The organism is Pseudomonas moorei (assembly GCF_008801475.1).
Lineage (GTDB): Bacteria > Pseudomonadota > Gammaproteobacteria > Pseudomonadales > Pseudomonadaceae > Aquipseudomonas > Aquipseudomonas moorei.
The window spans coordinates 48,315-59,956 of record NZ_VZPP01000023.1; the positions used below are offsets into that span (position 1 = coordinate 48,315).

An 11,642-nucleotide genomic window follows, 5' to 3' on the forward strand; every position below is an offset into this window, starting at 1 on the left:
ATTAATGTGAGTGATTTTGAAAGTTCTTTAAGTACTTCTGAACGTATCGATTTGGTAAGGGCGCGTGTTGAAAGGCGCAAGAAAGCCGTGGCGGGCAAGCGCCGCAAAAGATCGCTGCCGTCGGCGGTTGTAACCAGTCCAACAAAAGAGCTGGATGCGCTGGTACTCGGCAATAGCCTGGTTGGTTATGGTGACAATATAAGCATTGAAAACATGGCGATTATTGAGAATTTGATCACTATGTCGAAACTGGAGGCGAATTACGAAGTGCCGGGTAATAAAGATCCCAAAGCCTGGTATCACGCCTTTACGAAATGCTTGGAAGACCTTGGATGTTTTGTTCCGGATAAGGGCTACACAAAGTACAGCGCAACTTCGCTGAAGGTGGCGATGGATAATGTCATGGTTGATATTGTCCGGGCTGCCGTTGAGGCGGCAAAGGCCGCTATCCCAGGCGCCGCCGTACTTAGTGCGGTGACGAACTCAACATTGGACGCACTAAAGAAAGAACCCGAAGCAATCAACTTGTTGAATATTGGTGCGAAGAGTGCAGAAGGCGTGCGCTTGTCCACGATTCCCTGCGAACAAATGTCCAATGGCATCATCCTGGTTGCGATCGCCGCTGTTGACCATCAAGGCGGAGGCAATGATGGTGGGGTGCTGTTCGTTGATTGGAAAACTTCGTCGCTGGATATCTTTCACGGGAAGTCGTTCGTAACCTTCAATCCTGCCCGTTATGCGGAAATAAGGGCGGACATCGAAGAGTATCTTGGCGAGCATCGAAAGGAGATTTTGGTCAAGCGTTTCAGGCGTCGTAAGTAAAAGAAAAGGGCCAGAGGCGCGCGCTGCCTCTGGCCCTCCTGAAAAAATGGCTCGTCAATTGAAGCTGGAATTATCCCTCCCGATTGAAGTCTCGGAGGGGGAAGTGGCGGTTAAGGAACCAGATAGCCCTTGACCCCGGTGAAAATAATCTGCGCTGCCAACGCACACACGAACAACCCCATCAACCGGCTGACAATCTGCAATCCCTGGTCACCCAGAATGCGCTCGATGTGATTGGCCAGGTACAGCACCACGCCGACCGTGAAACTGGCCAGGGCAATGCTGAGGATCGCGGTGAGCTTGTCGTCCCAGTGCGGCTGGCTCACACCCATGACCAGCAAGGCGCCGATGGTGCCGGGGCCGACCGTCAGCGGGATGGTCAGCGGGACGATTGTCACGTCCTGCTGCACGTTGTCGGTCTGCACTGCCGACTTGCCTTGCGCCATGCCGAGCGCCGAGATGAACAGCACGCTGCCGGCACCAATACGAAAGGCGTCCACGGTGATGCCGAACACGCTGAAAATCACCCGTCCGAACAAGTACAGCAAGACACTGGAAACCAGCGTGGCGATTGCCACTTTCCACGCCAGGCGACGTTGTTCCTTGCGCGAGTAGCCGCGGGTCAGACTGATGAAGCAGGACAATACGAAGAACGGGCTGTAGAGCACCAGCATCTTCAGGTAAACACTGAACAACACGTGGAGCATGGTGCAGGCTCACTGGCGAGGGAAGTCGAGGGGGGAGTCTATCAGGCGTTGCGGAGCCTGTCGGCTCAGGACGTTGGGGTCGTGGCGCGGTTTTGCTGTTCGCGCTGCGCAACCCAGTGTTCGATCAGTTCACGCAGTTGCGACAATTCGACCGGTTTGGCCATGTGTCCGTCCATACCGGCCTGGCGCGCGCGCTCCTTGTGCTCGGTTAGGATGTGTGCGGTCAGTGCCACCACGGGGGTCCGAGTCCGCTGGTTGCCGACTTCCCAGGCACGCAACTGCTGGGTCGCCGAGAAACCGTCGAGGATCGGCATTTCGCAATCCATCAGCACCAGGTCGTAACGCTGGGCCTTCATGGCCTGCAAGGCTTCTTCGCCATTGCTGGCGGTGTCGGGCTGCAGATTGAGCTTGCCCAGCATGCCGCGGATGACCTTGGTCGAGATGCTGTTGTCTTCGGCCACCAGAATGCGGAAATCGGCGGGAACCTTTACCGGCAGGGGCGGACCCGAGGGTGGCTGCTGCATGACGGCGAGGCCCTTGTTGCGCTGGGTCAGCTCGTCGGCCAGGGTTGTCTTGAGGGTGTAGCCGGCCACGGGTTTGGCGAGGATGCGCTTGATTCCGGAATTGCGCGCGATGATCTTGCTCGGCGCATTGCTGATGCCGGTGAGCATGATCAGCAGGATATCGTGATTGAGGCTCGGGTCTTCCTTGATCTTGGCGGCCAGTTGCATGCCGGTCATGCCGGGCATGTTCTGGTCCAGCAGGACCACGTCGAAGTAGTCGCGCAGGTGCGCCTTGGTGCGCAGCAGTGCCAGCGCTTCCTTGCCGGACGGTACTGCGCTGACGTTCAGGCCCCAGGCGCTGCATTGCTGCACCAGCACCTTGCGGCAGGTATCGTTGTCATCCACCACCAACACCCGTGCGCCCTGCAGCGGGCCGTCGAGGTCGGAAGTCGGGTGTTCAAGGCGGTCAGGGTCCAGCGGCAAGGTCAGCCACAAGGTGCTGCCCTGGTTGTTGCCACTCTTGATGCCGAATTCACCGTGCATCAGGCGAATCAACTGACGGGCGATGACCAGACCCAGATTTCCGCCCGTCCGGTTGGCCGACAGGAAATGCTTGCTGTGCAATTCGGCGTGCATCAGCGCGTCGCGCTCTTCGGCGTCCATCGGTTCGCCACTGTCCTGCACGGCAATGCGCAGGCGTGGTTTGGGGCTGCGTTCGTCGAGAGCGACGACGATCAGGATTTCGCCTTCATCGGTTTTTTTCAGGGCGTTTTCAACAAGGCTCAACAGGGTCTGGCGCAAACGTGTCGGATCACCGCTGATGACTCGCGGCACTTGCGGCTGGATGAAGCTGATCAATTCGACGTTCTGTTGTTCGGCCTTGGCGCGGAAGATGCTCAGGCAGTCTTCGATCAGGGCGTTGAGGTCGAATTGCACATCGTCCAGTTCTATCTGCCCGGATTCGAGCTTGGAGATGTCGAGGATCTCGTTGATCAGCGTCAGCAGTTCGTTGCCGGCGCTGTGGATGGTCTGTACGTAGTCGCGCTGTTTGACCGAGAGTGGTGTGCCCAGTAACAGTTCGGTCATGCCCAGCACGCCGTTCATCGGGGTGCGGATCTCATGGCTGATCTTTGCCAGGAATTCGGCCTTGGCGTTGATCTCGGCGTTGCTGGCGGCCAGATCACGACTGATGCTGAAGCGATCTTCGGTGATACTGCGCTGGCGCTCGCTCAGGGCGATGCTCATCAGCAGGCCGCTGATACAAATGAACGCCAGTAGAGTGGTGATCAGGCCGTGGGGTTCGATCAGGGTCAGCCCCAGCAGTGCGGGCAGGATGATCAGTATGCCGAGATTGAACACCACCATGGCGGCCACGAACAGCCGCGCCGGGCGATAGCCTTTCTGCCAGTGAAAGGCGCTGGCGAACAGCATCGTCAAGCCGGCGAGGGCCACCAGTCCGTAGGTGATGAAGTTCAACGGCAGCGTGTTGACGAACAGCAGTAGCAACCCCGAGATCATGATCAACAGGATTTCGCCCACGATCACTCTGTTCAGCGGATGTACACCGAGGGGAGCGAAGAAGCGTAACGCAAACATCAGGCCGCAGGGGGCGGTCAGTAACAAGGCGAGGTACGCGCCAGGGGTTTGCACCGCTTGCCACTCCGGAAGCCAGGGACCTGCCAGGTTCAACAACAGGACCAGGCTGAGCATCAGGCAGCCTTCGGATGCCGCCAGCCACAGGCTGCTGCGCGAGCGGGTGTAGGCGTAGCGGATGAGGTTGTGCAGGATCAGCATGCCGATACAGCCCAGCAGCAGGCCGTAGATCAGCGTCTGGCTCTGATTGGCTGCAGTCATGATCGCTGATTGCAACGTGATGTAGGGGCGCAGCTGGTGTTCGGAAACCAGTCGCAGGTAGACGTCGAGAGGCTTGTCGCTTTGCGGCAACGGCAGCATCAAGTCGCTGCTGGGCAAAGGTCGATCGGTATTGGGTTGTTCGCCGCCTGTCTTCGATTGCTCGATCAGCCTGTCGCCGTCCAGCACATACATATTGAAGTGCAGCAAATCGGGTGCGAATACCCGAAGCAACTGCTCGTGCTTGCCGGGAGCAAGCCGGAATCGTAGCCAAAGCGCGCCATCGGGCGCGGCGGCGGTGAGCTCGTCGAGTTCGATAGGGCTGAATTGATTGGTGTAGCGTGCGGAACGGATGTCGCTCAGCTGCAGGTCGCCCTGTTCGTCGAGCAAAACGGACCAGCCACTGCCTTGCGCGGCCTGAGCCGGGAGCATGCAGAGCAAGGTCAGCAAGGTGACGGTGAAACCTATGGCAATCCTGAGCCAGCGCACGGCGAAATCCCTTCGTAGGTTGATGCCAGAATATAACTATGCGCGGCGCCGGAATAGTCAGGCAAGGGCCTGAAGCCCTTGCCCGGCTGAAAGGGTAGCTTATTCCTGATTTTCGCCACGCTCGCGGGCAATGGCGCGGTAGCCAATGTCCTTGCGATAGAAACAGCCTTCCCAATCAATCTTGGCTGCCAGCTTGTACGCCTGCTGTTGAGCGGCATCGACGCTGGTGCCCATGGCGGTGGCGCAAAGCACCCGACCACCGGCCGTCACGACTTGACCGTCCTTGAGTGCAGTACCGGCGTGGAAGACTTTGCCTTCCAGTGTCGCGGCTGCATCCAGACCCTTGATGGCCGCGCCTTTGGCGTAGTCACCAGGATAGCCGCCTGCGGCCAGTACGATACCGACGCTAGGACGTGGATCCCATTGCGCTTCAACTTTGTCCAGCGCCTGGGCCAGGGCAGCTTCTACCAGCAGTACCAGGCTTGACTGCAGGCGCAGCATGACCGGCTGGGTCTCAGGGTCGCCGAAACGGCAATTGAATTCGATAACTTTTGGGTTACCAGCCTTGTCGATCATCAGGCCAGCGTACAGGAATCCAGTGTAGACGTTTCCTTCCTCGGCCATGCCGCGAACCGTCGGCCAGATCACCAGGTCCATGACGCGTTGATGCACTTCACTGGTGACCACCGGAGCAGGGGAGTAGGCACCCATGCCGCCCGTGTTCGGGCCGGTATCGCCGTCACCGACACGTTTGTGGTCCTGGCTGGTGGCCATCGGCAAGACGTTCTTGCCGTCAACCATGACGATGAAGCTGGCTTCTTCGCCGTCCAGGAACTCTTCGATCACCACGCGGGAACCGGCGTCGCCGAAAGCGTTGCCGGCCAGCATGTCGCGCACGGCGTCTTCGGCTTCGGCCAGAGTCATGGCCACGATCACGCCTTTACCGGCGGCAAGACCATCGGCCTTGATCACGATTGGTGCGCCTTTTTCACGCAGGTAAGCCAGGGCCGGCTCGATCTCGGTGAAGTTCTGGTAGTCGGCGGTCGGGATCTTGTGGCGGGCCAGGAAGTCCTTGGTGAACGCTTTCGAACCTTCCAGCTGAGCGGCGCCAGCGGTCGGGCCAAAGCAATCCAGGCCGCGCGAACGGAACAGATCGACGACACCAGCGACCAGCGGCACTTCAGGGCCGACGATGGTCAGGGAAACGTTTTTCTCGGCAAAGTCTGCAAGCTGCTCAAGCGCCAGCACATCGATGGCGACGTTCTCGCACTTGGCTTCAATGGCGGTGCCGGCGTTGCCCGGAGCCACGAAAACCTTCTGCACACGCGGATCCTGAGCCACTTTCCAGGCCAGGGCGTGTTCACGGCCACCGCTGCCAATGATCAAAACATTCATTTCAAAAACCTCGGATGACGCAAATCTGGGAGCTGTAGGAGCGAGCCTGCTCGCGATGGTGGTTAACGATAACGCGGAGTGTCTGAAACACTGTGGCGTCTATTCGTTCTTCGCGAGCAAGCTCGCTCCTACAGTCAGTGGACGTATGCTTAGTGACGGAAGTGGCGCATGCCGGTGAACACCATGGCGATGCCGGCCTCGTCGGCTGCTGCAATCACTTCGTTGTCACGCATCGAGCCGCCTGGCTGGATCACTGCGGTGATACCGGCCTTGGCCGCGTTGTCGATGCCATCGCGGAACGGGAAGAACGCATCGGAAGCCATGACCGCGCCCTGTACCTGCAAGCCAGCATGTTCCGCCTTGATCGCGGCGATACGTGCCGAGTTCACGCGGCTCATCTGGCCAGCGCCAACACCGATGGTCTGACGGTTCTTGGCGTAGACGATGGCGTTGGATTTAACGTACTTGGCGACTTTCCAGGCGAAGATCAGGTCGTGGATTTCCTGTTCGGTCGGCGCGCGCTTGGTCACGACTTTCAGGTCATCGGCGCTGATCATGCCGATGTCGCGGCTCTGCACCAGCAGGCCGCCGTTGACACGTTTGTAGTCCCAGGCAGCCGCGCGGTCAGCCGACCACTCGCCGCAGGCCAGCAGGCGTACGTTGGCTTTGGCGGCCACGATGGCGCGGGCTTCGTCGCTGACGCTCGGGGCGATGATCACTTCGACGAACTGACGCTCGACGATGGCCTTGGCGGTTTCAGCATCCAGCTCGCGGTTGAACGCGATGATGCCGCCGAACGCGGATTCGGTGTCGGTGGCGTAGGCGAGGTCGTAGGCCTTGCGGATACCGCCTTCGGCGTCCGGGCTGACGGCCACGCCACACGGGTTGGCGTGCTTGACGATCACACAGGCTGGCTTGACGAAGCTCTTCACGCACTCCAGCGCAGCGTCGGTGTCGGCCACGTTGTTGTACGACAGTTCCTTGCCTTGCAGTTGGGTCGCGGTGGCGATGCCGACTTCGGCAGGCTTGGCTTCCACGTAGAACGCCGCGCTCTGGTGCGGGTTCTCGCCGTAGCGCATTTCCTGGGCCTTGATGAACTGGCTGTTGAAGGTGCGCGGGAATTCGCTGCGACCTTCGGTGCTGAGGGTGTCGGCGGCCTGGTTCACGGTGCCCATATAGTTGGCGATCATGCCATCGTAGGCGGCGGTGTGTTCGAAGGCCTTGAGCATCAGGTCGAAACGCTGGGCGTAGGTCAGGCCGCCGGCCTTGAGGTTTTCGAGGACGCTGGCGTAATCGCTGGCGTTGACCACGATGGCCACGTCCTTGTGGTTCTTCGCTGCCGAACGAACCATGGTCGGGCCGCCGATGTCGATGTTTTCGATCGCGGTCGGCAGGTCACAGCCTGGCTTGTTGATGGTGGCTTCGAACGGATACAGGTTGACTGCTACCAGGTCGATCGGCTTGATGCCGTGCTCGTTCATGATGGCGTCGTCGATACCGCGACGACCGAGGATCCCGCCGTGGATTTTCGGGTGCAGGGTTTTCACCCGACCGTCCATCATTTCGGCAAAACCGGTGTAATCAGCGACTTCCACTGCGGCAACGCCGTTGTCCTGCAGCAGCTTGAACGTCCCGCCGGTGGAGAGGATCTCGACGCCCAGGGCTTCAAGTTCCTTGGCGAATTCGAGGATCCCGGTCTTGTCGGAAACGCTGATCAAGGCGCGGCGGATCGGCAGGCGGGTAGTCTGGTCGGTCATTTCAATTTCCATCAAAAGCAAAGGAGTCAGCAAAAAAGGCGACCGGTTTTACGCGGGCGCCTTTCTGGTTTGATTGAATGCTTACAGCAAATCGTACTGCTTGAGTTTCTTGCGCAGCGTGCCCCGGTTCAGTCCGAGCATCTCGCTGGCCTTGGTCTGGTTGCCCTTGACGTAGTTCATCACGCACTCGAGCAGGGGAGCCTCGACTTCGGAGAGCACCAGGTTGTACACATCCGTGACGGCAGCGCCCTCAAGGTGGGCGAAATAATTGTGCAGCGCTTTCTCGACACTCCCACGAAGGGTCTGACCTTCTTCGCTCGGGGTATTGAGGTGCTGTTTCAAATTCACGTTGTCGCTCACGGGTGTTGTTCCACTCACTAAAGTCTCGGTCATCATCGTCATGCGGCCACCCCCTCTCCGTCCCCTGTCAGGCTCTTGTAACGTTCGGCGAAGAAGCCCTGAACGTTGGCGCATTGTGCTTCCGTATCTTCCAAACGATTGAAGTGGGCGCGAAACTCCCTGGCGCCCGGCAAAGTTGCGAGATACCAGCCCACATGCTTTCGAGCAATGCGTACGCCCATCACGTCTCCATAGAAGGCGTGCAGCGCAGCCAAGTGCTCTAGCAGAATGCGTTCCACCTCGATCAGCTCCAGCGCCGGGAGCTTCTCGCCGGTTCGCAGGAAATGGTCGATCTCGCGAAAAATCCAAGGCCGCCCCTGGGCAGCCCGGCCAACCAACAGGCCGTCGGCACCGGTCGCGTCAAGCACGTAGCGGGCCTTCTCCGGCGAATCGATGTCGCCATTGGCGAAGACCGGCATCGACACCGCCTGCTTGATCGCGGCAATGGTGTCGTACTCGGCTTCCCCGGTGTACAGATCGGCGCGGGTGCGGCCATGGACCGCCAGCGCCGTGATGCCTGCCTGTTCGGCGATCTTCGCCACAGTCAGGCCGTTCTTGTTGTCCCGGTCCCAGCCGGTACGGATCTTCAGGGTCACCGGCACATCAACCGCAGCCACTACCGCCTGCAGGATCTCGGTAACCAATGCCTCGTCCTTCAACAGTGCGGAGCCGGCAGCCTTGTTGCAGACTTTCTTCGCCGGACAGCCCATATTGATATCAATAATCTGCGCACCCAGCTCGACGTTGGCCCGGGCCGCATCCGCCAGCATCTGTGCGTCACCACCGGCGATCTGTACCGAGCGTGGCTCGGGATCACCTTCGTGGATCATGCGCATGCGTGACTTGCGGGTGTTCCACAAACTCATGTCGCTGGTAACCATCTCCGAGACTACTAGTCCCGCGCCCAGTCGCTTGCACAGCTGACGAAAGGGCTGGTCGGTGACGCCCGCCATGGGAGCGAGAATCAAGCCGTTGTGTAATGTGTATGGACCGATGCGTACCGCCGACATAGGACTTCCCTGTTGTGGGGCCGGATCATGAGAGTTCGAAAAAGGGTTGGCATGATACCCGCTCTCGATGACTGGATAAAGGCTGAATTGAACAAAATCTGAACAGTTATTCTGTTATCGCCAGCGGTTTGGTCCCGGCGCGCGCAGTCAGAAAGCCGTCGTCAATTCAGGATGGGTGAGCCGGTTCACTCGGGCGAGTGGAAGCTGAGACTGTAGTTCACCGCTTTGGCGCCTGGGTCGAGAATGTCCAGCGCGATGTGGATCGGTGTCTGCGGGGGCATTTCGGCCATGCCTTCGAGGTCGCCCCCCAGGTACTCGCCGGGCTTGAAGCGACGGCTGGCGATCAGATGGCCATTGAGGTCGGCAAAGCGCAGTTCCAGCAGCGGGAATGGCTGGGAGAAAGGCGCACGGTTGTAGATGATCGCGTCGACCACCAGGGCGCCGTTGAATTCAGGGTGGCTGCGCACTACCAGGTTGCTGCTTTTGATTTTCGCGATATCGACCTTGGATGGCACGGTGCAACCGATTTGCGGGCACAGCTGCTGGAACCATGGGCGGTATTGGTCCTGGCGTGCCAGTTCATCGAAGTGGTAGGCAACATACTGGCCGACGAGAGCACCGGCACCAATCACGATCAACAGTAACCAGAAGAGTCGGCGCCCCCACGGCGAGCGACGTTTTTGCCAGTCGAGTTGCAGCGGATCATCGGTCAGGTCTTGCAGCACGTCGGCGCGCACGCCGGGTTCGCTGCGCTCGCGTCGCTTGCGTAATGGCTCGATCGAGGGCAGGTCGTCGTCATGCTCGTCGCTTGCAGTGGCCGACAGGCGCTCATGATGAACCGGCGTGTCGAGCGGGTCGTGCAGGCGCAGTTGTGGCGGCGCTGCTTCGTCCTCGGGTTCTACGGGTTCCAGGGACAGCGAGGGTTCGGTGCGCGAGGGTTTGCTCGGTACCAGCTCCAGCTCCGGCAAATCCTCTTCGTCGGTCTGCGCGCGATCGGCAGCCGATTCGCTGAACAGGCTGTCGGACCAGGGCTCTTCGGTCTCGGCAGTGTCGCGACGCGCACTGAGCGCGTCTTCGCGATGCCGGGTGAACTCCGTGGTCGGCTGGATTTCCCGCTGTTCGAGGCGGGCGAGCTCTTCGTCGAGGTCGAGACTGTCGAGGTCCAGCTCGGCGGCTGTCCATTGTTTTTGGCTGATGGCGCGGGGTTCTGCGGGTTCCGGTGCTTCGATGATGGCCGGGGCGACCGGCGTGACAGGTTCCTTGCCGGCCTGCTCAAGCAGCTGCTTGGCGGCATTGAACACCTGCAGGCATGAGCCACAGCGAACAACGCCGCGAGCCACGCTCAACTGAGCGTGGCTGACGCGGAAGCTGGTTTGGCAATGCGGGCACTGAGTGACGAAACTGTCGGTCATGCGGCGATCCGGATTATGCAGAGGCTCATTCTAGCGCCGACGACCGGTAATGCGCACCCAGCCATCGCGATTGGCGATCGGATCCAGTTCGAAGTCCTTGGCGTAGGCGTCGGCCACTTCTTCGCCTTGCTCGGCGAGGATGCCCGACAGCGCCAGGCGGCCGCCCGTCCTGACCAGTCCGGACAGCTGCGGTGCGAGTGACACCAGCGGACCGGCGAGAATGTTGGCAACCAGCACGTCAGCCTGAACTTGCGGCAAGTCTTCCGGCAGGTACAGCGGGAAGCGTTCTTCGGCAATATTGTTGCGCCCGGCGTTGTCGCGGGAGGCTTCCAGCGCCTGAACGTCGATGTCGGTGCCCACGGCTTGATTCGCGCCCAGCAGAAGGGCGGCAATCGCCAGAATCCCCGAACCGCATCCGAAGTCCAGCACATTGCAGTCCTTCAGGTCCTGGCCGTCGAGCCACTCCAGGCAAAGCGCGGTGGTGGGGTGGGTGCCGGTGCCGAACGCCAGGCCCGGGTCCAGCAACAGGTTGACCGCATCAGGCTCGGGTGCCGCGTGCCAGCTCGGTACGATCCACAGGCGCTGGCCAAATCGCATCGGCTGGAAGTTGTCCATCCAGCTGCGTTCCCAGTCCTGGTCTTCGATCACTTCGCTGTGATGTTCGGGCAGCGGGCTGCCGGTCAGCAATTCCAGATGGGCCAGTACCGGGCCGGCTTCGGTGCCGCCTTCGAACAGGGCCAGCAGGTGGGTGTGCGACCACAGTGGCGTGGTGTTGAGTTCCGGCTCGAAGATCGGCTGATCTTCGGCGTCCATGAAGGTCACCGACACGGCGCCCACTTCAAGGAAAGCGTCTTCATAGGTTTCGGCTTGTTCTGGGCTGATGGCGAGACGGACTTGCAGCCAAGGCATGGCGGGCACCTTTGAAAAATATTGATTGCAGCCTAGCGAGCTGCGAGAAGCGCGCAAGTTTACGCGAGAGTGCGGGTTTTGTGGGAGTAGGTTGGTCCGAGCATCAACACATGCCCTGTGGGAGCGGGCTTGCTCGCGATGAAGCCGGTACATCCGATATCAATCGTAGACTGATTCATCGCTATCGCGGGCAAGCCCGTTCCCAAAGGGTCAGTGGTGATTCGTTAAATGAAATATCCAGAAACAACAAAACCGCCCGAACAGACTGTGTGAAAACACACTGAAGGCCAGCCCAACAAACGCCCCGACTTGTTCGGGGCGTTTGTTTTTTGTGCGGGCAACAGACGAAAAAAGGCCTTTCAGCCCATTAGCGCCATCAGCTGGCGGG

9 protein-coding genes are annotated in these 11,642 nt (G+C 59.9%); 1 reads left to right on the top strand and 8 read right to left on the bottom strand.

Features of this window, described 5'->3' with window-relative positions:
• Window positions 1–6 precede the first annotated feature (6 nt).
• Entirely contained in the window at window positions 7–822 is an 816-nt protein-coding gene (locus F7R06_RS29050) for a hypothetical protein (RefSeq protein WP_245706762.1), read from the top strand.
• Between the two features lie 110 nt (window positions 823–932).
• Here F7R06_RS29050 and F7R06_RS29055 read toward each other — a convergent pair whose 3' ends face one another.
• From F7R06_RS29055 to prmA, 8 genes are all read right to left on the bottom strand, one after another.
• The gene (locus tag F7R06_RS29055) at window positions 933–1,529 is read right to left on the bottom strand and encodes a MarC family protein (protein WP_090328679.1); all 597 of its coding nucleotides are present in this window, start codon (window positions 1,527–1,529) and stop codon (window positions 933–935) included.
• Between the two features lie 65 nt (window positions 1,530–1,594).
• Window positions 1,595–4,372, bottom strand: a complete 2,778-nt coding sequence (locus tag F7R06_RS29060; protein WP_090328681.1) for a hybrid sensor histidine kinase/response regulator — start codon at window positions 4,370–4,372, stop codon at window positions 1,595–1,597.
• Window positions 4,373–4,471: 99 nt separating this feature from the next.
• Window positions 4,472–5,767 (bottom strand): phosphoribosylamine--glycine ligase, encoded by a 1,296-nt coding sequence (purD, locus tag F7R06_RS29065; RefSeq protein WP_090328683.1) that lies wholly within the window; start codon window positions 5,765–5,767, stop codon window positions 4,472–4,474.
• Between the two features lie 149 nt (window positions 5,768–5,916).
• Window positions 5,917–7,524 (bottom strand): bifunctional phosphoribosylaminoimidazolecarboxamide formyltransferase/IMP cyclohydrolase, encoded by a 1,608-nt coding sequence (gene purH, locus F7R06_RS29075; RefSeq protein ID WP_090328685.1) that lies wholly within the window; start codon window positions 7,522–7,524, stop codon window positions 5,917–5,919.
• An 81-nt stretch (window positions 7,525–7,605) separates the two neighbouring features.
• Entirely contained in the window at window positions 7,606–7,926 is a 321-nt protein-coding gene (fis, locus tag F7R06_RS29080; RefSeq protein ID WP_015093301.1) for a DNA-binding transcriptional regulator Fis, read from the bottom strand.
• Window positions 7,923–8,933 carry a tRNA dihydrouridine synthase DusB gene (gene dusB, locus F7R06_RS29085; protein ID WP_056852460.1) on the bottom strand — a complete coding sequence of 337 codons (1,011 nt, stop codon included), beginning with the start codon at window positions 8,931–8,933 and terminating at the stop codon, window positions 7,923–7,925. Before dusB ends, fis begins: the two co-directional genes overlap by 4 nt.
• Before the next feature lie 185 nt (window positions 8,934–9,118).
• A complete protein-coding gene (locus tag F7R06_RS29090) occupies window positions 9,119–10,345 on the bottom strand; it encodes a DUF3426 domain-containing protein (RefSeq protein ID WP_090328687.1) in 1,227 nt (408 codons plus the stop codon).
• Between the two features lie 30 nt (window positions 10,346–10,375).
• A complete protein-coding gene (prmA, locus tag F7R06_RS29095; protein ID WP_090328689.1) occupies window positions 10,376–11,254 on the bottom strand; it encodes a 50S ribosomal protein L11 methyltransferase in 879 nt (292 codons plus the stop codon).
• Between the last annotated feature and the right edge of the window lie 388 nt (window positions 11,255–11,642).